Origin of the sequence: Streptomyces sp. NPDC058985 (assembly GCF_042740985.1) — a bacterium.
Taxonomy (GTDB): domain Bacteria; phylum Actinomycetota; class Actinomycetes; order Streptomycetales; family Streptomycetaceae; genus Streptomyces.
On sequence record NZ_JBHYJX010000005.1, the window covers coordinates 178,277 to 198,660 of the forward strand.

Annotated in this window: 16 protein-coding genes and 1 pseudogene; 9 read left to right on the plus strand and 8 right to left on the minus strand. The window is 70.2% G+C overall.

Features of this window, described 5'->3' with window-relative positions; all coding sequences use genetic code 11:
• Positions 1–81: 81 nt before the first annotated feature.
• A complete protein-coding gene (locus ACFW01_RS06440; RefSeq protein WP_384502524.1) occupies positions 82–2,481 on the minus strand; it encodes a beta-L-arabinofuranosidase domain-containing protein in 2,400 nt (799 codons plus the stop codon).
• A 229-nt stretch (positions 2,482–2,710) separates the two neighbouring features.
• A complete protein-coding gene (locus tag ACFW01_RS06445) occupies positions 2,711–3,412 on the minus strand; it encodes a 2-phosphosulfolactate phosphatase (protein WP_384502525.1) in 702 nt (233 codons plus the stop codon).
• Between the two features lie 193 nt (positions 3,413–3,605).
• On the opposite strand from ACFW01_RS06445, the gene ACFW01_RS06450 reads away from it, so the two are divergent.
• Together ACFW01_RS06450 and ACFW01_RS06455 are read left to right on the plus strand one after the other, a co-directional pair.
• The gene (locus tag ACFW01_RS06450; protein ID WP_384502526.1) at positions 3,606–4,583 is read left to right on the plus strand and encodes an alpha/beta fold hydrolase; all 978 of its coding nucleotides are present in this window, start codon (positions 3,606–3,608) and stop codon (positions 4,581–4,583) included.
• Between the two features lie 151 nt (positions 4,584–4,734).
• Positions 4,735–5,148, plus strand: coding sequence for an ATP-binding protein (locus tag ACFW01_RS06455; RefSeq protein ID WP_234959058.1), 414 nt, complete (start codon positions 4,735–4,737; stop codon positions 5,146–5,148).
• A gap of 23 nt (positions 5,149–5,171) precedes the next feature.
• On the opposite strand, the gene ACFW01_RS06460 is transcribed toward ACFW01_RS06455, so the two are convergent.
• Positions 5,172–5,624: an Lrp/AsnC family transcriptional regulator gene (locus tag ACFW01_RS06460; protein WP_234959059.1), complete on the minus strand. Its 453-nt coding sequence runs from the start codon at positions 5,622–5,624 to the stop codon at positions 5,172–5,174.
• 97 nt (positions 5,625–5,721) lie between these two features.
• Between ACFW01_RS06460 and ACFW01_RS06465 the strand changes: the two genes are divergently transcribed.
• The 4 genes from ACFW01_RS06465 (at position 5,722) to ACFW01_RS06480 (ending at position 8,653) form a co-directional block, all read left to right on the plus strand.
• Positions 5,722–6,681: an SMP-30/gluconolactonase/LRE family protein gene (locus tag ACFW01_RS06465; protein WP_234959060.1), complete on the plus strand. Its 960-nt coding sequence runs from the start codon at positions 5,722–5,724 to the stop codon at positions 6,679–6,681.
• Positions 6,682–6,753: 72 nt separating this feature from the next.
• Positions 6,754–7,512 carry an IclR family transcriptional regulator gene (locus ACFW01_RS06470; RefSeq protein ID WP_384502527.1) on the plus strand — a complete coding sequence of 253 codons (759 nt, stop codon included), beginning with the start codon at positions 6,754–6,756 and terminating at the stop codon, positions 7,510–7,512.
• Between the two features lie 85 nt (positions 7,513–7,597).
• Complete coding sequence (locus ACFW01_RS06475; RefSeq protein ID WP_234959062.1) at positions 7,598–8,008, plus strand: STAS domain-containing protein; 411 nt, start codon at positions 7,598–7,600, stop codon at positions 8,006–8,008.
• A gap of 39 nt (positions 8,009–8,047) precedes the next feature.
• On the plus strand, positions 8,048–8,653 hold the full coding sequence (locus ACFW01_RS06480; protein ID WP_384502528.1) for a class I SAM-dependent methyltransferase: 606 nt from the start codon (positions 8,048–8,050) through the stop codon (positions 8,651–8,653).
• A gap of 29 nt (positions 8,654–8,682) precedes the next feature.
• Here ACFW01_RS06480 and ACFW01_RS06485 read toward each other — a convergent pair whose 3' ends face one another.
• The 4 genes and pseudogenes from ACFW01_RS06485 to ACFW01_RS06500 form a co-directional block, all read right to left on the minus strand.
• A complete protein-coding gene (locus ACFW01_RS06485; RefSeq protein WP_234959064.1) occupies positions 8,683–8,925 on the minus strand; it encodes a DUF6411 family protein in 243 nt (80 codons plus the stop codon).
• Between the two features lie 171 nt (positions 8,926–9,096).
• On the minus strand, positions 9,097–11,253 hold the full coding sequence (locus ACFW01_RS06490; protein ID WP_384502529.1) for a ThuA domain-containing protein: 2,157 nt from the start codon (positions 11,251–11,253) through the stop codon (positions 9,097–9,099).
• A 3-nt stretch (positions 11,254–11,256) separates the two neighbouring features.
• Complete coding sequence (locus ACFW01_RS06495) at positions 11,257–14,100, minus strand: carbohydrate-binding protein (protein ID WP_384502530.1); 2,844 nt, start codon at positions 14,098–14,100, stop codon at positions 11,257–11,259.
• A 242-nt stretch (positions 14,101–14,342) separates the two neighbouring features.
• Positions 14,343–15,095: pseudogene (locus tag ACFW01_RS06500) on the minus strand (coagulation factor 5/8 type domain-containing protein); the annotation flags it as partial.
• A gap of 507 nt (positions 15,096–15,602) precedes the next feature.
• Here ACFW01_RS06500 and ACFW01_RS06505 point away from each other — a divergent pair.
• Together ACFW01_RS06505 and ACFW01_RS06510 are read left to right on the plus strand one after the other, a co-directional pair.
• A complete protein-coding gene (locus ACFW01_RS06505) occupies positions 15,603–18,398 on the plus strand; it encodes a glycosyl hydrolase (protein ID WP_384502531.1) in 2,796 nt (931 codons plus the stop codon).
• 426 nt (positions 18,399–18,824) lie between these two features.
• Positions 18,825–19,238: an SRPBCC family protein gene (locus ACFW01_RS06510; protein WP_234959068.1), complete on the plus strand. Its 414-nt coding sequence runs from the start codon at positions 18,825–18,827 to the stop codon at positions 19,236–19,238.
• A 48-nt stretch (positions 19,239–19,286) separates the two neighbouring features.
• On the opposite strand, the gene ACFW01_RS06515 is transcribed toward ACFW01_RS06510, so the two are convergent.
• Positions 19,287–19,709, minus strand: a complete 423-nt coding sequence (locus tag ACFW01_RS06515; protein ID WP_234959069.1) for an SRPBCC family protein — start codon at positions 19,707–19,709, stop codon at positions 19,287–19,289.
• A gap of 150 nt (positions 19,710–19,859) precedes the next feature.
• On the opposite strand from ACFW01_RS06515, the gene ACFW01_RS06520 reads away from it, so the two are divergent.
• Complete coding sequence (locus ACFW01_RS06520; protein ID WP_234959070.1) at positions 19,860–20,366, plus strand: MarR family transcriptional regulator; 507 nt, start codon at positions 19,860–19,862, stop codon at positions 20,364–20,366.
• The last annotated feature ends 18 nt before the right edge of the window (positions 20,367–20,384 follow it).

Below are 20,384 nucleotides of genomic sequence, written 5' to 3' on the forward strand. Positions count from 1 at the left end.
TTCCGCGCCTGTCCAGACCTCGCGCACCACTTCGCTGATCCGCCGTCAACCCAGGCGCGGCAAAAGCTCACTTCCGCCGTGTCACAGGAACTTCCAGAGGTGGTCGGCGGTCCCGTTGTCGTCGAACTGGACGACCTGCGCGCTGTTGCCGGTCGCCATGCCGTCGACGCCCAGGACCTTGCCGCTGTGCCGGTTCCGGATGCGGTACCAGCCGTCCCCGTCGTCCACCAGGGTCCACAGGTGGTCGGCGGTGCCGTTGTCCTCGTACTGGACGACGCGGGCGCTGTCGGCGGTGGACATCCCGTCGACGCCGAGGACCTTGCCGCTGTTGCCGTTACGGATCAGGTACCAGCCCTCACCCCGGTCCACGAGCTGCCAGGCGTGGTCGCTCGTGCCGGAGTTGTCGAACTGCACGACGCGCGCGCTGTTCTCCAGCGACATGCCGTCCACGGCGAGGACCTTGCCGCTGTGCTTGTTCTGGACGCGCCGGAACGGGGGTTCGGGCGTCCAGGCCCTGCCGTCCGGCGTGGCCGTGGGGAAGGAGGTGATGCGCAGCCTCGCGGCGCCCATGGGGACGAGCGTGACCGTCTCGACGGGGGAGTCGCTGCGCGCCGGCCCGGCCTGCAGGGGAGCGACCACGTTCTCGTCGTCCGCGATCCACTCCTCGACGCGACGGGCCTCGGCGCTGATGCGGACCGGGACCGTCTCGTGGGTGAAGGGATTGTCGGGCACGGGTCCGCGCGCCGGGGTGAACTCCAGGCGGGGCGACGCGACGAGACCGTAGTTCCACGGCGAGGTGGCGTGCACCGCGTACTCGGGGAAGGTGGCGTCGCCCCCGTACCGCTCGTACCGCTCGCCGATCCTCAGGGAGTAGGTGAGGGGGCCGTGCTGGACGCTGACGGCGTCGTGCCGGCCGGGCCAGTGGCGCAGCGTGGTCCGCTGGGGCAGACGCAGGGACACCGTGTCGCCGCTGCGCCAGGTCCGCCGCACGGTGACCCAGCCGGGCCCCGCCTGCGCGGCGACGGAACGGCCGTTGACGCGGACCTCCGGCCCGTCGCACCAGCCCGGCACCCGCAACCGCAGTGGGAAGGAGACCGGGCGGGGCGTGGACACGGTCAGCGCGACGGTCTCGGTGAAGGGATAGCCGGTTTCCTCGGTGACGGTGACCGTCGTACCCCCGGCGACCTGCGCGCGGACCTCGCTCGGGGCGTACATCGCCGCGGCCAGTCCGCCGTCCGGGGTGGCCAGCCACAGCTCCTCGGTGAAGTAGGGCCAGCCCATGCCGTAGTTGTGCGGACAGCAGCGGTACTGGTCGACGCCGGGCTGGAAGGACTGCATGGCGAAGCCGTTCTGGAACTGCCCCTGTGTCTTCGGCCGGTTGTCCAGGTCGACGCCATTGGCGCTGGTGACGTAGTGGATGGCCCTGCCTTGCGGGTCGAGGGAGGCAGGCAGCATGTTGAAGGCCAGGTCCTCGCACCGGTCGGCCCAGACCGGGTCGCCGGTGATCCTGGTGAGCAGTTCGTGGCTGGCCATGAACTCGACGATCCCGCAGGTCTCGAAGCCCTGCCGCGGGTCGGTGAACCCCGGCCGGTAGTTCTCGTCGCCCGCCATGCCGCCGCCGGGGAACCGCCCGTAGACGTCCATGACCCGGTCGTAGGCCCGGTAGGTGGCCCGGATCAGCTCCGGGTCACCGGCCACCTGCGCGTACTGTGCGGGCTCACGGAAGCCCTGGGCGATGTTGACGTTGTGCCGGGAGGGTGTGGGACCCGTCCAGTCGGCGCCCAGGGTGTGCATCTTGGTGGCCAGGTCGAGCAGGAACGCCTCGCCGGTGCGGCGGTGCAGCCACAGGGCGACGTCGAGGCCGTCGCCCCAGCGGTAGGAGACCCAGCTGGTGTTGAAGGCGCCGGGGCCCTGGGCGTTCATGAAGCGCAGGAACCGGGTCATGAAGGGGACGACGCGCTCGTCCCCCGTGTACTCCTCGTGCGTGCGCAGGGCCTGGAGGAGCGGCAGGAACGGCCAGAAGTCCGGACCGCCGTTCAGTGACGTGCGCAGCACGCGCGGCCCGAAGAAGCCGTCGCTCTGCTGGGTGGCCAGGATCGCCTCGATCCAAGTGCCCGCGCGCGCGAGCGCGTCCCGGTCCCCGGTGGCGACCGCCATGGGCACGTACCCGCGCAGCCAGTACGGCACTTCCTCCCAGGCTCCGCGCTCCGGGTGCACCCAGCCGGTCGCGGAGAAGTCGAGGAAGTGCGACTTGCTCTCGAACCGGCCGCAGAGGCCGTCGAGCTGGAGTCCGAGCTGACCGGCGAGCCAGCCCCGCGCGGTGACGCTGCCGGCGGGCAGCTTGCGGAAGGCGTCCGGCGCGAGCGCGCCGGACGCCCTCGCCGTGGCGGCGGCCGCGGAGGGGACGAGCGGGCCGCCCAGCGCCGCCGTGCCGAGGGCCAGAGCGCCGGTGCCTAGGAGGGCGCGTCTGCTGACGGACATGCGGGTCTCCTGACTGTGAACTCGAATCCTTCAGTGCCGCCGGTCCCGTGAAGGGCCGCACGGGGGCAGGGCTCCGTGCCGACGGGCGTACGAGGCCGCGGAGTTGTACATCGTTGGAAGACGGGAGCGCACTGAGGATCAGAGCACACCCCGTGACGACCGTCCAGGGGTGTGGCCCGCCCGATCCGGCCGGGCGCGCGCTTCCGGCCAAAGGGCCGGCGGCAGCGACTCAGGACCGCCCGGGACGGCCGGAGTCAGGCACGGAGACGGGCCGGAGCACCGTCAGGGGGCCCTCCTGACGAGCCACCATGGCGAAGGCGAACCTGTCGACCTCCAGGCAGAGGCCGACATCATCGGGGTGGTACCCGCTCCGCAGCCCTCCGGCGAGTTCCGCCGCGGCGCGTGAGGTGCGCGCACGGTGGACGTACGGGGCGGCGTCGACACCGCCACCGTCCACGCAACGGCCGATGTACTCGGCACAGGCCAGGTCCTCGTCGGCCCTGCCGTCCTCCCCGGTGACGACGAACGTGACCGGACCGGCCTCCTGGCTCCGCAGGAACCGCGCGGTGGGTCCGGCCACCACGAAGCTCGCGCACAGGACCAGCGGCGCGTCCGCGACGGCCAGCGCGCCCACGGTTCCCGCCGTCGTCTTCTGCACCAGTGTGCGACCGGCGAAATCGGCGGACCTGAGCAGGCCCGGCGAGTTCACCGCGTCGAACCCGGCCGCCGGAGCACCGTCCTTCAGGGCGAGCCAGCCCGGCCGGCTCTCCTTCAACTCGAGCGCCTCACGCTCCGTGGAGGCCAGGACGATCCTCTCCACACCACGTGAGAAGGCCCAGGCGGCCACGGTGAAGGCCCGCATGACGTCGATGACGACCGCGACACGGGGGACGTCGGTCAACTCCGGTATGCCAACGAAGTGATGATCCATCGTGCCATTGTGACGCCCGGTCAGCCATCGGGTGCTTCGGCCGTGGCGCCGTGGCCGACGTAGCACGGGCCGGGCTGCTTCTTGCCGCAACCGCAAGATTGCGTGCCAGGTCAGGGGAGAGCTGGCAAGACTGCGACCCATGACCCCAGCACCACGGCCGATGCGCCACACCTTCTGCCCTTCCGCGCGAACGGTGGCAAGCTTTTTCCTCCCCCTCCTGCTCACCGTCGCCACAGCGGCCTGTTCCGCACCGGCGGCAGAGGACGGCGCCCCCGCGTACGCTGCCGTCACCCGGGACGATCCCCGGTTCGAGAAGAGCTTCCGGCACGAGTTCGCCGACGTCGACGGTGTCCGTATGCACTACGTGAGAGGCGGCAGCGGCTCGCCGGTCGTGCTGATCCACGGTTGGCCGCAGACCTGGTACGGCTGGTGGCCGATCATGCCGGAACTCGCCGAGCACCACACCGTCTACGCCGTCGACCTGCCCGGCCTGGGCGACAGCACCGGGTCCCCCTCCGGCTACGACAAGGCCACGCTGGCGCGGTATATGCACAAGCTGATCGCCGATCGGCTCGGGGTGGACGACGCCCGTGTCATCGGGCACGACCTCGGTGCCGCGGTGGCCTTCCAGTACGCGAGTCAGTTCCCCGGCGACACCGCGCGCCTCGGCTACCTGGACCTGCCGCTGCCCGGGCCCGCGATCGACGCGCCCACCTACCGCTCACTGAGCTGGCACATCGCCTTTCACGCCCAGCGGCGCGTCCCCGAGACGGTCGTGGGCGACGACGTCAGGGAGTACCTGGCGCTGTTCTACCCCCAGGTCTCGTACGGTGGCACGGCGTTCGGCGGCACGTCCGACGACTCCCCGTTCACCCGCGCCGAGATCAACGAGTACGCACGTACCTACAGTCGGCCGGGGGCCCTCGCGGGCGGCTTCGAGCTCTACCGCGCCCTTGACCGGGACGTCCGCGACACCGTGGCCGCGGCACCGGTACGCGTCCCGACCCTGCTCATGACCGCGGAAGGACAACTCGACGCGATCCGTGGCACAGTGGTCCCGCGCATGACCAACATCGAGCGGGCGGTGGACGTCCCGCGAGCCGGACACTGGCTCGTCGAGGAGAACCCCCGCTACGTCACCGCCGAGCTCCTGAAGTTCCTCGACGGGTGACCGGGCCGGCTGCGCGAGCCGGCCGCCGTGGTCCAAGGTGAACAGCCTGGACGCGACACGGTCGGTCGCCCTCGCCCCTCTCTCTGTGCCTCGATCCGCCGTGCCGGGGTAGTCGTGGCAGAGGACGGGAACCGGAGCAGGAGGTGCCGACGTGAGCGGATCATCCCTACGGGCAGTGGGCTGGGCAAAGTCGTTGCCGCTCACCAGCGATGTGAGGACGGCACGGGACTGGGCCCGCGGCCACCTGCGGAAGATGCGGTGGACCGCCACGGCTCCGGAGACGGTGGACGCCGTGCTGCTGACCGTCTCGGAGCTTGTCACCAACGCGCAGGTACACGCCCGCAGCAGCGCACAGTTGATGATGATGTGGGACGAGCACTGTCTGCACATCGCCGTGCACGACTCTTCCGGCGATCTCCCCCTGGCCCGGGCGGCGAGCCCCGACCGCCTGGGCGGGCGCGGCATGTTCCTCGTCGAGGCACTGGCGGACGAGTGGGAGGCCCGGCCCTGCCCCGACGGCAAGACCGTGATCGCCTGTTTCCGTCCGCCCGCCGCGACCTCGTAACCCCCTCCGGCCCCTGCGTCGACTCACGTCTGATCGCCCGTCCCCGGGGAAACCTGCCGCTCGAAGAACGTCTCCAGCACGACCGTCGCACTGGTCCCGTTGACGCCGTCGATGGCGTGGATCCGGCGCAGCACGTCCTGCAGTTGCGCGGTGGTCGCGGTCCTGACCTTCACCAGCACCGAGGCGCTGCCGGCGATGACGTGCGCCTCCAGGATCTCGGGCAGCGCGGCGAAGTCCTGTGCGGATTCGCCCATCCACGCCGTCGAGTCGACCATCACGTAGGCGAGGACACCGCACCCGACCGCCGCCGGGTCCACTTCGGCCGTGGTCCGTCGGATGACCCCCCTCTCCCGCAGCTTGCGTACACGCTCGTGAGCAGCCCCGGCGGACAGGCCCACGGCTTGGCCGAGTACGGCGTAGGACTGCGTGGCGTCGTGCTGGAGTCGCGTCAGGAGGGCACGATCAATGTGATCCACAATTCTCCATTCGGCCTGCAGGATCGAGCACCATACGCCATTCTAGAGTAGGCATGCTTTGCCGAAGACTGTTCGGCCGATCTGTGGGAGGGGACCCATGACCGACGAGAGCCCTGCGCTGTACGAGATGCTCGACGACCGGTTCCGTACCGGGCGGTGCATGAACGGCGACGACGGCCTGGAGGTGCTGTACACCGGCTGCCGCTGGGCCGAAGGGCCCGTCTACCTGCCTGCCTGGCGGCAGGTGATCTGGAGCGACATCCCCAATGACCGGATGCTGCGCTGGGACGAGGAGACCGGCGCCGTCAGCGTCTTCCGCCGCGCCGCCGGGCACACCAACGGCAACACGCTCGACCGGCAGGGCCGGCTGATCACCTGCGAGCAGGGCAACCGCCGGGTGACACGGACCGAGCACGACGGCACGGTCACGGTGCTGGCCGACCGCTGGCAGGGCAAGCGCCTGAACAGCCCGAACGACGCTGCGGTGAAGTCGGACGGCTCCGTCTGGTTCTCCGATCCGGACTTCGGCATCACCAGCGACTACGAGGGCTACCGCGCCGAGAGCGAGATCGCGGCCAACAACGTCTACCGGATCGACCCGGACAGCGGTGAGGTGGCCTTGGTCGCCGACTGCTTCGCGGCGCCGAACGGGCTCGTCTTCTCTCCGGACGAGCGTCAGCTCTTCGTCTCCGACACCCGGGCCGGCTGCATCCGGGTCTTCGACGTACGGGACGACGGCACCCTCTCCGACGGCAAGATCTTCGCCGAGGCCGCCCCTCGCAAGAAGGCGCGCTTCGACAACCTCCGATTCGACGCCGACGGCCGGCTCTGGGCGGCCGCGATGGCCGACGGGGTGCACTGCTACGACCCCGACGGCACGCTGATCGGGCGGCTCGACATTCCTGAGACGGTGGCCAACATCTCCTGGGGCGGACCCAAGCGCAACCGCCTCTTCATCACCGCGGAGACCAGCCTCTACTCGGTCGTCATGGGGGTCACGGGCACGCACCCGACCGGCCCGGGGCGGCGGCCCTGGCTGGACCCGGAGCCCAGGTGACCGTGGGGCCGAGGTCCTGGTCGAGGGCGGTCCGGACTTGCGGGTCGCCGTGCGCGCGAGCACGGTGGAGACATGAGTGGTAAGGACGGTCCCACACTCATCTCGTCGGTGCAGCGAGCCTTCCGGCTGATGGAAGCGGTCGGCGCGCACGAGGGCGGCGTCCCGGCCAAGCAGCTGGCACGCGAGACGGGGCTGGCCCTGGCCACCACCTACCACCTCCTGCGCACGATGGTGCACGACGGCTACGTGCGCAAACTCGACGACGGCACGTTCGTCCTCGGTGAGAAGCTGGGCGCGCTGCACGGCGGAAGCCGCGAACAGGCGGCACTCAGCAGGGTCCGTCCGACGCTCGCCGAACTGCGCGACGGCCTGTCGGCCGCGGCCTACCTGACCTTCTACGAAGAGGGCGAGATCCGGGTCGCGGAGATCGTGGACGGCCCGAAAGCCCCCCGCGTCGACCTGTGGGTCGGCTTCGAGGACGCGGGCCACGCCACGGCGCTCGGCAAGTGCGTGCTGCGAGAACTGGACCAGGGGGCGCGCGCCGACTATCTCTCCCGTCACACACTGCACGACCTCACCCCGCGCACCATCACATACCGTCGTGAACTGCTACGACGCCTCGACGCCGCGGCTCAGGGACCCGCCGTGACCGACGTCGAGGAGTACGCCCTCGGCACCGCGTGCGTGGCGGTGCCCGTCCGCCAGGGCGACACCATTGGCGCGCTCGGGATCTCCGTGAACGTCAGCCGTTCCGCCTCGCTCGACGATGCCGTGGCGCGGCTGCTCGGCACCGCGGAACGGGTGTCCCGAGGACTCTCGCTCACCATCTGAAATCCGGGCTCTTGTGAGGGGGTGGCCGCGTCTCGTTTCCTGGATGAGACAGGGCAAATCGGACGCACATGTGAGGGATGGATAAGTGACTGACCAGAGCCTGGCAGGACCGCACGAGTACGGATCGGTCGCCCACCACGTGACGAACGGCTGGACCGTCGTCGGTGCCAGTGGTGAGATCGACATCGCGTTCGCGCCCGTCGTGCGAGCAGCGGTGGTCGAGCTCCTGGACGAGGGCCACCTGCACTTCGTCCTGGACCTGTGCGGTACTCCGTTCCTGGACTCGGCGGGCCTCGGCATGATCGTCGCGGTCACCAAGCGCATCCAGGCACGCCATGGCTCCCTGCGGATCGCCTGCGACGACGAGCGGCTGCTCCGCGTCTTCACCCTCGGCGGGCTGCGTCCCGTCTACTCCTTCCACGACACCGTGGATCAGGCCGTCGCACAGCCCGCGGGTGCCGAGGAACTCGCCGACTGGCCGCACATACGGCACTGACGTACGAGCCGAACGATCGTGGACTCTAGACTCGCCGCCATGAACCGATGGGAACAGCTGACCGGTGGCACGTCAGGTGAGCAGTACGCCGCTCGTTTCGCGGAGCTGGCGGAACACGGACAGGACGTACACGGTGAGGCGCGACTGTGCGCCACGCTGGTGCCCCGCGGGGCACGCGTGCTGGACGCGGGCTGCGGTACCGGCCGAGTCCTGATCCAGCTCGCCCGACTCGGGTACGACGGCGTCGGCGTCGACCGTGACGCCTCCATGCTGGCCGTGGCCCGGAGAAGCGCGCCGGGGCTGACCTGGCTGGAAGCCGACCTGTCGGACTTCGACCCGGCGGCCGCCGGTGTCACCCCCGGCTTCGACCTCGTCGTCGCCGCGGGCAACGTCTTTCCGCTCCTCGCTCCGGGCACCGAGGCGGACGTCGCGGCCGCGCTGGCCCGCGCGCTGCGCCCGGGCGGCCTGCTCGTCGCGGGCTTCGGCCTCGACCGGGACCATCTGCCCGTGGCGCCCAGCCTCACCCTGGAGCAGTACGACGCCCACTGCAGCGGAGCCGGCCTCACCCTCACCGACCGCTTCGCCACCTCGGACGCCGACCCGTATGACGGCGGCGGCTACGCGGTGAGCGTCCACCGCCGCTGACACCGCCCTGCCGTTCTGACCCCGCGGGGTCAGAACGGCATGTGGCCACGGGCCCGGCGACCGGCCGAACCGCTGCGACCGACGGCCTTGGAGCTGCTGCGGAAGGGCTTGCTGAGTGCGCGGCCCAGGATGCCGGGTGCCTTGCCGCCGGCCCGGGAGCCGGCGCCCAGCGTGCGCTGGGTGCCGCGCTGCGGATGATGGGACAGGCGCGGTACGAGGAACGCGAGCACGGCGAGAACGACGCACACGGCGACGATTCCGACGATCATCATGACAAGACTTCCTAACGTGAGTCGTAGCTGTCGGTTGCCCTGTGGACGGGGGCCCATGCGTGCCGGGCGGAGCGGTTCACAGGCCGGTGGACGGCCGAGGCGGCCACCCTCTGGACGCGGGTGGCCGCCTCGTCGCGGCAGCTGTTGAAGCAGGCGACGCGATGCGGGCACTCAGCCGGCTGCGGCGAAGCGGTCGGCCCAGTAGGCGGTGCGGTCGAGATATGCCGTCTGGGCTGCCGCGCCGGTGAGTCCGTAGGCGCCGTCGTAGGTCCGGTACCCAGGGTTCTGCGGCGGAACGGCGGCTGCCGGTTCGATCTGGCTGCCTTCGTGCCACTCGTTGAAGGACGTGACCGACACCCAGGTCGGCAAGGAGCCGATGGCGGGATCGAGGGCGTTGTTCCACTGCCGGTCGTATGCCGCGCCGTTGTTCCGCTCCACGGTGGGCGTCGTGTTGCCGGGCACGGCACGGTCGTCGAGGTAGCCGGGTGCGACGGAGGGAGCCCAGATCAGGTCGTGGGCCCGGGCGTAGTCACCGGCCTGCTTCCAGCCCGGAGCCGTGGCGCCCGCGATCCCGTCGTAGGTGTACATCCCGGAGAAGTGCGCGATCTTGGTGGTGTCGGTGGTCTGGGCGAGCACGCTGCTGGTGCCGGTGACCTGATCGAGCGGGGACCAGTCGGTGATGTCGAGGCTCTGGAAGACGTAGAAGGCGTTCTTGCCGCCGTGCTCGGGGGAGCGGTAGAACGCCGGGTGGCTGCCGTAGGTGTCGTTGATGTACTGGACGTCGGCCACCGTCGACGCGGCGGTTCGGCCCGCGTACGGCTCCAGGTGCCAGGCCACCTTGATGCCCTTCTTCTGGGCGGCGTCGAGGACACCCCGGGTGAGCCGGTCCTCGTAACTGCCCCGGCCCCACCAGCTGTAGACGAGCACGCCGGCGCCGGACCGGGCGATCCATTCCATGTGCTGGGCCACGGCGCCGGTGAAGTCACCGGAGTCGTAGGGGCCGAGAGCCGGGTAGAAGTCGGCTCCGATGGCGCCGGGCGGGGTCTGGCCGCCCTGTTGCCAGTGGCGCCAGCTGCCGTTCGTCGCCGGGTTGCCGTACCAGGGGTAGTAGAAGAGGTGCACGTTCGGGTTGAGTGCTTCGGCGGTGGGTTCGGTGGTGACGCTCAGGGTGTCGATGTCGAACAGTGCGCCGCTGCCGCCGGTGAACCGCAGGAACAGCGGACCGGACGCGGTGGCGCCGAGCGTGGTCGAGACGTCTGTGAAGGTCTCCCAGCCGCCGGTCACCGGAACCCGTACCGAGCCGAGCAGGGTGCCGGTGGCTGAGCCGGACCGGACCTCGATGGTGCCGCCCGCACCCGCCGACGACACCCTCGCCGAGAAGGAGCGGGCCCCCTCGGTGGAGACGGTGGCGTAGCCCACCCAGTCACCGTGGTCGATGTAGCCCAGGGTCCGCCCGCCGCTGGCACCGGTGTGCGAGGCCGCCTGTACACCGGAGCCTGCCGTGTACGACTCCGCCTCGATCCGGTCGGCGCCGCCCGGCGAGGAGCAGTCGGCCGGAGCTTGCCCGGCCGCGTAGCGGACGGCGCCCAGCAGCAGGGAGCGGAAGGCCGGATCGCTGTAGGACTGCGCGGTGTGACCGAGTCCCGTGTAGAAGGAGCGGCCGTCGCCCTGGCTGTGGCACCAGGTGATGGGATGGTCGGCACCCATGCTGCCGCCGCTGTAGGTGGTCTCGTCCAGGGTCTGGAGCACGTGGACGCCGGGGCGGGGATTGGCGCGGTAGTTGTACCACTCGTCAGTGCGTGTCCAGGTCGCACCCAAGTGGGCGGTCGCGGGATGGGTGCGGTCCTCGGTCGCCAGCGTTGCCTGCTGGATCGCGGGGTGGCTGTCGAAGTAGGCGCCGACGAGCCGGCCGTAGTACGGCCAGTCGTACTCGGTGTCGGCGGCGGCGTGCACCCCGACGAATCCGCCGCCGGAGTCGACGTACGTCTCGAAGGCGGCCTGCTGGGAGTCGTTCAGGACGTCTCCGGTGGTGTTGAGGAACACCACCGCCTCGTATCCGGTCAGGCCGGAGGGCGTGAAGGCGGCCGCGTCCTCGGTGGCGGTGACGGTGAAGTCACCCTGGCCGCCCAGCTCGCGCAGGGTGTCGATGCCGGCCGGGATGGCGTCGTGCCGGAAGCCGGACGTCTTGGTGAACACCAGGACGTCGAAGGCCGCCGCACTTCGCAGCGGGTCGGCGTGCGTCGCCGGGGCCGGTGCGGCGAGGGCGCATGCGACCGCCGTGGCGAGGGTCGCCGCTCCGCGACGCAGGCGTCTCGTGAGCGTGGACACGGTTCACCGCCCCTTTCGTGTCGACGCGGTGAGCGTCAGACTGTCGATGTCGAACAGGGACCCGCTGCCGCCGGTGAACGTCAGGAAGAGAGGGCCGGTCCCCGTCGTGGCCAGCGCCGTGCTGACGGTGGTGAACGTCTCCCAGCCGCCCGTCACCGGGACCGGCACCGAGCCGAGCAGCGGGCCGTTCTGCGAACCGGAGCGGAACTGCAGGGTTCCTCCCGCCCCGGCCGACGAGACCCTCGCGGAGATCGAGGTGGCGCCGGCCGTGGGTACGGAGTCGTATCCGGCCCAGTCCCCGTTGTCGATGTATCCGAGGGTCTGCCCGCCGCTCGCCGCGGCGTGCGCGGCCGGCTGCACTCCTGATGACGAGGTGTAGGACTCCGCTTCCCACGTCCTGGTGGCGGGTCCGTCCGCGGTGAAGGTGAAGGCGTCCACGTCGAAGAGGTTGCCCTGGCCGGTGGGTCCGCGGAAGACGAGGTACAGCTCGGTGCTGTCCGGCGGCACCTGGGACAGCGGTGCCGAGACGTCCGTGAAGTTCTCCCACCCGCCGGTCACCGGCACGGCCGCCCGGCCCAGCAGCGCTCCGGTCGCCGACCCCGCACGAACCTCCAGCGTGCCGCCCGCTCCGCCGGAGGAGACCCGGGCGGAGAAGCCGGAAGCGCCCGTGAGCGCGTAGGGCTTGAAGGAGATCCAGTCGCCGTCGTCGGTGAAGCCGACCGTGTTGCCGCCCTCCGCGTTGCCGTGGGCGGCGGCCTGGACGCCCGACTGGGCGGAGAAGTGCTCGGCCTGACGGTGACGGGGCTGCAGCGTGCGCAGCGCGTGGGTGGTCAGGCCCGCGGAGTCGGTGTACTCCGCGTCCAGGACGCCGTACAGGTTGGCGGCGCTGTCGTGCTCGCCGTCGACCGGGATCGTGAGAGAGCCACTGCACCCGTTCGTGGACGTGATGGCGTGGGTGTGGCTGTCGTGCCCGAGCAGATAGGTGACCTTGACCTTGGAGCAGTCGATGCTGCCGTCCTCCGGATCACTCACCTGTGTGCGGAAGGGGATGGTGTCGCCGAACGAGAACAACTGCCCGTTGAGGGGCTGCTGGAGTGTGACGGACGGGGCGGTGTTGCCGGCCGTCACGACGAGGCTGGCGGTGCCGGTGAGGCCCTCGGGGTCCTTGACGGTGAGGGTGGGACGGTAGGTGCCCTCGGTGGTGTAGGTGTGGCTGGGATCGGCCTGAGTGGACGTCGAGCCGTCGCCGAAGTCCCACGAGTAGGTGAGCGGCTTGCCTTCGGGGTCGGAGCTGCCCTGGGAGGAGAACTTCACCGTGAGGGGCAGGCCGCCCGAGGTCCGGTCGGCGGAGGCTTTGGCCACCGGGTTGCGGTTACTGCCGGCCAGGTACTCGATGCGGTACAGCGCCTGATTGTTGCTGCCCGTGCCGTAGTCCAGGACGTACAGCGCGCCGTCGGGGCCGAAGTCGGAGTCCATGACCTGCGTCCCGTTCCACGGGAAGTCCTCGATCGCACCGTAGCCGCCGTTGCCGGTGACCTCGACGGCCTTGATCCACTGACGTCCGAACTCCGTCGCGAAGTAGCGGCCGTCCAGTGCCTGCGGGAACTTCACGGAGGAGTCGAGGGCGGGGTCGTAGCGGTAGACCTCGCCGCCCATGGGGGACTCGGATCCGCCGCCGAACTCGGGCGGGGAGCCTTCGAGACCGTACTTGATCCAGCTCGGCTTCGCGGGGGGCAGCGTGGCCTGACCGTTGTTGCGGAAGGAGTTGTTGGCGGGCCCGCCGCCGCAGTCGTACTTGCTGCCGGAGGGGCCGTTCGGGAAGGTGTACTCGTTGTACGTCTCGGCCGCCGTGTTCGTGCCCGTGCAGTAGGGCCAGCCGTAGTTGCCCGGTCCGGTGATGCGGTTGAACTCCACCTGGCCGCCGGGGCCGCGGTCCGAAGCGGTGCCGCCGGCGTCGGGGCCGTAGTCGCCCAGGTAGACGATGCCCGTGGGCCGGTCGACGGACATCCGGAAGGGGTTGCGGAAGCCCATCGCGTAGATCTCGGGCCGTGTCCTCGGGGTGCCGGGTGCGAAGAGATTCCCCGCGGGCACGGTGTAGCCGCCGTCGGCGGTCGGCTTGATCCGCAGCAGCTTGCCGCGCAGATCGTTGGTGGAGCCGGAGGTGCGCTGGGCGTCGAACTGGGGGTTGCGGTCGGTGCGTTCGTCGATCGGGGCGTATCCGGCCGAGTCGAACGGGTTGGTGTCGTCACCCGTGGTCAGGTAGAGGTTGCCGGCCGCGTCGAAGTCGATGTCGCCGCCGACGTGGCAGCACTGGCCGCGGTCGTTGGGGACTTCCAGGATCACCTTCTCGGCAGCGGTGTCGAGGGTGCCGTCGGCCTTGAGCGTGAACCGCGAGAGGTTCAGGTGCCCCTTCCATGCCTCGAAGTCGGCGGCGCTGCCTGTGACCGGCGCGTCGCCCGCGGGGGTGTTGAGCCTGGGGGAGTAGTACACGTAGACGTGGCGGTTCACGGAGAAGTCCGGGTCCACGGCGATGCCCTGCAGACCCTCCTCGTCGTGCGTGTAGACGTCCAGTTTCCCCGCCTGCTTCGTGTTGCCGGCGGCGTCGGTGCGGCGGATCGTGCCGTCGCGGGAGGTATGCAGGACGGAGCGGTCGGGCAGCACGGTGAGCGACATGGGCTCACCCAACTCCGCTGCACCGGCGGCCAGTTGTACCTGCTGGTAGTCGGACGTGGGGATGTCGGCAGCCTGGGCCGCGGAGGCGGGCGGAGGGCCCACCGCGGCCGCAGCGGCCACCAGGAGGGCGAGCGCGGTGATCGTTCCGCGTCTCGGGCGAGGACGCTGGGACATGCGGGTGTTTCCTTCCTGACGTCATGGGGGTTGTCAGGCAAGGCGCGCGCCGGATGCGCGTATTGCCGTCCGAGCACTGCGTGCAATGTGCAGTGATTGCGGGTGGCACGTGAGAATTTTCGAGTAATTGCGATTCTTATGCAGGCTGGCAACGCGTGACGTATTTGTCAAGCGCCTGTCAAAAAGGGTCTCGGCCGTCCCGTCGGACCACTGGGCCGGCCGAGGCCCTGGCGCCCGGTGTCTCAGGGATGGCTCACCAGATTGGCCACGTTGGTGGACGAATTGGAGGGCCCGCCCCGGTCGTTGACGACATGCCGGATCGTTCCGGTGCCGCCGAGGGAGACGGTCACCATGTTCCGGAAGCGTACGTTCAGGTTGTTGGGGACCTCGAAGGCGTGCTCCGCGGTGACCTGCGGATTGACGTTGAAGAAGCAGTAGCTGCCGAGACCGTAGGCCTGATGGCTGGTGACGGAGTCGGCGACCTTGTAGGCGGCGTAGCCCCGGGTGGAGCCGTTCATCCAGGCGGCCCGGTTCGGCGGGTCGTAGGGCATCTCGTTCTGGTAGAAGTGCGTCCGCCCGCCGTTTCCGTTCCAGATGGTCTGGTGCTTCTGGTAGTGCTCGACGAACAGGCCGTACATGGTCACGTCGTCACCGCCCACGACGAGTCCGGTGTCGGCGGTGTTCGTGTTCCAGCCGATGCCGCTGCCGTGGTCGCCGCGCCAGATCCACATGTGGTCGCCGATGACGTCGTCGCTGTGGACGACGAGGCCGGTGGTCGCCTTGCCGACGGCCGCGCCGCCGACCCGGAAGTACACGTCGTGCAGGGAGGTGGGGTTCGCCGAGTGGTCGGCGGCGGAGCCGACCGCACCGACCTCCATCAGCATGCGCGAGTTGGTGGTTCCGGCGTCGAAGAGCACGCCCGCGATCTTCACGCCGTCGACGTCGGCGACGGTCATGGCGGTGACGCCGTTGTCCGGAATGAACACCGGCAACCCGGTTGCGACGCCCGCGAGTTCGCCGAGCGCCACCTCGCGCCACTCCAGGAACGGCGAGTAGCGCACGATTCCCTCGGCGCGGTCCACGTCGCCGGAGACGGCGAGGCCGAGTCCGAGCACCGGGACACCGAAGCCCTCGGCCTCGATGAGCAGTTCCCGCACGGGCTCCGAGATCGCGGCGAGGACCGCAGCCGGGGCGGGGCCCGTGAGCGGTAGGCGCCGGGCCACGCGATTCTGGCAGCACAGGTCGGTGAGGAGGCCGATGAGTTCGTCACCGGTCGCCTTGACCCCGACGAACAGCGCCCGGCCTGCGACGGCCCGCCCGGGCGCGGCCAACCGGGCGAACGAAGCCCTCGTCAAGGAAGACGGGCTCCTCGTGACGACGAGCTGCTCGCTCTCACTCCCCTCACGCAACAGCTATTGACGCTTGTTTGTGAGAGTTTTACTTTCCTTCGTGTGAGAGCGCTCTCAAGACGTCGCTTACGTCAAGACTTTGAGGTTTCCCCCATGTCAGTCTCCCGCTCGCGATCCGCCTCTCGAAGCAGACCCGTCGCCGCTCTGGTGCTGGTCACCGCGTTGGCCGCCGTGGGGCTCGGCCCCGCCGCCACTCCCGCGGCCGCGGCCGACGTGCCTGTGGGCTCCGGCAGCTACTCCGACACCCGTCCCGCCGGGACCTCCGGGCCAACCACCAACACCGGTGCTCCGGTGACCCCCAAGGTCACTCCGGGCGCCCAGGGCAAACCGGTCCCGACCAACGACTGGTGGTCGTCCCTCGCCTTCCAGAGGTACGGCGACAATCCCTACTCCACCCCCATGTACGGGCACCCGCTCACCTATCAGGCGACCGCCGGCGGGCTGGAGATCGGCTACCCCACCACCCCTGCCGTCGTCGGCGAGGGCCGCCAGTACGAGTACGCGCACAAGCGCGACCTGACCCTCGGCCTGACCGGCCTGAACTCCCCGGACACGAAGGCCGACGCCTGGTCCGACTGGACCGTCACGCCCTACTGGTCCGACGGCACCCGCACCCTGCGCACCACCATCGGCCACGGTCTTCCCTTCGTGTACGCCAAGGGATCCGGCGGCAACGCCCAGATCACCACCGCCTCCACGCCCACGGTCTTCGTCGACCAGGGCAACGTCCTCGGGATCACAGTCGGCGGTCACCACTACGCCCTCTTCGCCCCCAGCGGCAGCGACTGGAACCTCTCGGGCTCCACGGTCACCGCGGCGCTGGGCGCCAAGGACTATTTCTCGCTGGCCGTCCTGCCGTCGGCCGACGCGCTGGCCACCTACAAGAAGTACGCGTACAGCTTCGTCACCGGCTCCAAGGCGAGCTGGTCCTACGCGGCGGGCCAGGTCCGGACCGGCTACACGCTCACCACCCAGGCGCAGGAGGGCAGCGAGACGGGGACCCTCCAGGCGCTCTACCGCCACCAGTGGCTGCACACGACGGATCCGCTGACCTCTTACACCTACGTGTCGTCGCGCGGCACGATGAAGGTGCGCGAGGGGAAGACGTTCACGACCACGCAGAAGTCGTCGCCCGTCCTGCCCGCACTCCCGAAGTCATCGGGCGTCGACCGGGCGCGCCTGAAGACCCACCTCGACGAAGTGGCCAACGCGGCCGACCCCTTCTCCGGGGCGACCGACACGTACTGGACGGGCAAGGCGCTCGGCAGACTGGCCCAGCTGGTCCCCGTCGCCGACCAGATCGGGGAGACCGCCACCCGTGACAAGCTCCTGGGCCTGCTCAAGGGCCGGCTCCAGGAGTGGTTCACCGCCGGTGGCGCGAGCGAGTTCTCCTACGACAGGGACTGGAAGACCCTGACCGGCTATCCCGCGTCGTACGGCAGTGACACGGAACTCAACGACCACCACTTCCACTACAGTTACTACGTCTACGCGGCCGCGATCATCGCCCAGTACGACCGGGCCTGGGCAGCCGACTCGGCATGGGGCGGCATGGTGAAGACCCTCATCAAGGACGCGGCCAACCCGGCCCGCGACGACACGGCCTTCCCCTTCCTCCGCGGATTCGACGTCTACGCGGGCCACAGCTGGGCCTCGGGTCACCAGGGCTTCGCCGCGGGCAACAACCAGGAATCGTCGTCCGAGTCGACGAACCTCAGCGCGGCCCTCGTGCTCTGGGGGTCGGCCACCGGCAACAACGAACTCCGAGACCTGGGGGCCTATTTGCTCACCACCGAGTCGGAGGCGATCGCGCAGTACTGGTTCGACGCCGACGAACAGGTCTTCCCCTCCGGCTTCGGTCATGACACCGCGGGGATGGTGTGGGGGAGCGGAGCGGCCTACGCGACGTGGTGGACGGCGAACCCCGAGGAGATCCACGGCATCAACGTCCTCCCCGTCACCGGGGGCTCGCTGCACCTGTCCGGACACAAGGCCGCGATCCGGCGCAACCTCTCCGAACTGGTCCGGGAGAACGGCGGCCCAGCCGTCGAGTGGCGTGACATCCTCTGGGAATTCGAGTCGCTCGCCGACCCGGCCGCGGCCAGGGCCAAGTGGGACGCGGGCCAGGCCGCCTACACCCCCGAGCAGGGTGAGTCCAAGGCGCACACCTATCACTGGATCGGCACCCTGGACACGCTCGGAGCCCCGGACACCACGGTGACGGGCGACATCCCGACAGCGGCCGCCTTCAGCAAGGGGACCGTGCGTACCTACGCGGCGCACAACTTCGGCGCGTCCCCTCGCACGGTCACGTTCTCCGACGGGGCGACCCTCACGGTCCCGGCCCGCTCCACGGCGACGGGCACCGGAACGGGCGGCGGCGACCCGGATCCGGATCCGGATCCGCCCACGGGGAACGTCTTCCAGCTCCGTACGGGAGGCGCACTGACCACGGCGAACGGAACGACTGCCGGCAGCGACACCCTCCCGTCTGCGGGCGGCACGAACCACGACGGCACGCCCTACCAGCCGCTGGTCTACGAGGCGAAGAAGGTCAACGGCACGTACGCGGCCGGCGCGTCCACGGCCTTCCGCATCCAGGTGGACGCGGGGAACGCGGTCGGCCTCGGCCAGCAGGCGAGGATCAGCTACGACCTCACGGGCGACGGCTCCTTCGAACGCACGGAGACCTATCGGTACTTCGCGACTGATCCTGTGACCGGTTGGGAGACCTACAGCGAGAGCAGCGGCCTCAAGTCGGCGACGGGCACGCTGGGGAACCTGACGGGCGGCACGGTCCGCCTGGAGGTCTGGTCGGCGATCGGCAACGCCCCGGCGAAGCTGCGCAACGGGACCGCCGATTCGACACTGACGATCCCGTTCGGCTAAAGCCCGGCCGGACTACCCGGTTGCACGACACCGGCGGGGCCTTCCACTCGGGGACGAAGGACTGGGACCCCGCCGGAAGCGGGCATGGCGGCCCGTCGCCGCGGCCCGGTGCCCGTAGCCGCCCAGTTCCGGCGGCTACGGGCGCGATGGACCAGGGCCCACGCGTCACGCCCCGCCACGCCCCGCCGACGGTCGAGGTCTTCCCGGGAGCGGACCACCGCCTGCGACTGCCGGACACCGCCGAGCCTCCGTCGCAGTACTTCACCAGGCCGACCGGTCGGCTCCGAGGACGGTGACGTCGCCGCGTCGTTCCGGGCGGGACCTCGATGCACAGTCCGTGCGTCCCGGCCGCCCGAGCGCGTCCTGTCGGGTGAGCGGCCCCTTCGCCGGTTTTGCCCTCCCGGGAGCCGGGGCACTGGGCACGGCATGGGTGACTACGACAACGCGATCACGGTGAACGTCCCTCCCCGCAGGCTCTTCGCCTACCTCTCCGACGTGGAGAACCTGCCCGCCTACATGCCGCGCCTGACGGCCGCGCATCCCCACGACGGCGACCGGGTCACCGTCACCGCCCACATCGACCCTCCGGACGCCCCTGAGCAGGACGTGACCAGCGAGGCCTGGATCCACGTCCTGGAGGACGGGAAGACCCTGGAGTGGGGCGCGCCCGGGCCGCACGACTACCACGGCCGCCTCCACATCAGCGAAGGCCCCAGCGACGCCTCCTCCCGCCTCAAGGTCGAGCTGCACACGCAGCGGGCCGAGGGCGGACACATCAACGAGGGGCTCCAGGAAGCCCTGCAAGGCATCAGGGACGCGGTCGAGTCCGCCGAGCACTGACCCGGCGGCGGGGCCGACTCCCGTGCGGGTGCCCGGCGGCACCGGGAGCTAAGCCGACTTCAGGGGCTCCCTGAAGGACTTGCGGAACATCGGCCCCGCGAAGGGAATGACCGGCGAGAGCAGCTTCGCCTTGAGCGAGCTGGGATGCCGTTCCAGGCTGACGTCGATGCGGGTGCCGTCATCCGTCGGCGTCAGCCGGAAGTCCCACCCGCCCGGCCCGAAGGGCGTCGAGTCGTGTGTGGTGACCGTGACCCGGTTGTGCGAGGGATCCCACTCGTAGCGCGCGTTCTCCCAGGACTTGTCATTCCCCTCGGTGACCTCGGCCCAGGTGTCGCCCCTGTCGTGGACCTGGTAGTGCGCGGCGTCGATCGACGGCCACTGCTCTACGCGCGAGGGGGTGAAGTTGGTCAGCACCCCCATTACCTCGGCAGGTGTCATGGACGAGTCCATGTGGAAGTGCAGGGATGGCATGACCCGCTCCTTGGTTCGGAAAGGCGGAACCGTCAGGGCTCACCTCCCAGGATGCGCCCCGGGCGGCACGAACGCACGGTCACCGTCTGGGCCCGGTATCCGTTTCACGTGAAACGGTCGCGAACGTTTCGGTAGCTGTACGATGCCCTCATGGCCTCCCAAGCTTCCCGCCGCGACGCCGAGACGCGTGCCAGCGACCGCCCCGGCGACGCCTCTCCGTTCGCGCTCGGCCTGCTCCTGCGGCGTGCGCACTGGCGGGCGGCCGGCCTGATGTCGGAGGCGCTGCGCCCGCTCGGCATCGAGTTGCGGCACTTCGCCGTGCTGATCGTGCTGGTCGATCGCGGTCCCACGGTGCAACGTGACCTGGCCGAGGCGGCGGGGACGGACAAGGCGGGGATCATGCGGGTCGTCGACGACCTGGAGCGCCGGAACCTCGCCGTGCGCAAGGCCGTGCCCGGGGACCGCCGGGCACGGTCGGTGGAGATCACCCCCGAGGGGCTGGCGCTCTTCGACGCCGCACACGTCGCGGCCGAGCCGCTGGCCGAGCGGCTGGTCGCCGACCTGGGGCCCGACGGCTCGGAGCAGCTCACACGTCTGCTGACCGTGCTGGCCCACCCCGGCGAGCAGAAGCCGGCCCCGCCGGCTCACACCGGATGAACCGAGGACACGACACGC

Excerpts from the sequence above, each read along its gene's own strand:
- ACFW01_RS06440 (WP_384502524.1), bottom strand. The coding sequence starts at position 2,481 with ATGTCCGTCAGCAGACGCGCCCTCCTAGGCACCGGCGCTCTGGCCCTC.
- ACFW01_RS06445 (WP_384502525.1), bottom strand. The coding sequence starts at position 3,412 with ATGGATCATCACTTCGTTGGCATACCGGAGTTGACCGACGTCCCCCGT.
- ACFW01_RS06465 (WP_234959060.1), top strand. The coding sequence starts at position 5,722 with ATGACCGACGAGAGCCCTGCGCTGTACGAGATGCTCGACGACCGGTTC.
- ACFW01_RS06470 (WP_384502527.1), top strand. The coding sequence starts at position 6,754 with ATGAGTGGTAAGGACGGTCCCACACTCATCTCGTCGGTGCAGCGAGCC.
- ACFW01_RS06480 (WP_384502528.1), top strand. The coding sequence starts at position 8,048 with ATGAACCGATGGGAACAGCTGACCGGTGGCACGTCAGGTGAGCAGTAC.
- ACFW01_RS06485 (WP_234959064.1), bottom strand. The coding sequence starts at position 8,925 with ATGATGATCGTCGGAATCGTCGCCGTGTGCGTCGTTCTCGCCGTGCTC.
- ACFW01_RS06495 (WP_384502530.1), bottom strand. The coding sequence starts at position 14,100 with ATGTCCCAGCGTCCTCGCCCGAGACGCGGAACGATCACCGCGCTCGCC.
- ACFW01_RS06505 (WP_384502531.1), top strand. The coding sequence starts at position 15,603 with ATGTCAGTCTCCCGCTCGCGATCCGCCTCTCGAAGCAGACCCGTCGCC.
- ACFW01_RS06510 (WP_234959068.1), top strand. The coding sequence starts at position 18,825 with ATGGGTGACTACGACAACGCGATCACGGTGAACGTCCCTCCCCGCAGG.
- ACFW01_RS06515 (WP_234959069.1), bottom strand. The coding sequence starts at position 19,709 with ATGCCATCCCTGCACTTCCACATGGACTCGTCCATGACACCTGCCGAG.
- ACFW01_RS06520 (WP_234959070.1), top strand. The coding sequence starts at position 19,860 with ATGGCCTCCCAAGCTTCCCGCCGCGACGCCGAGACGCGTGCCAGCGAC.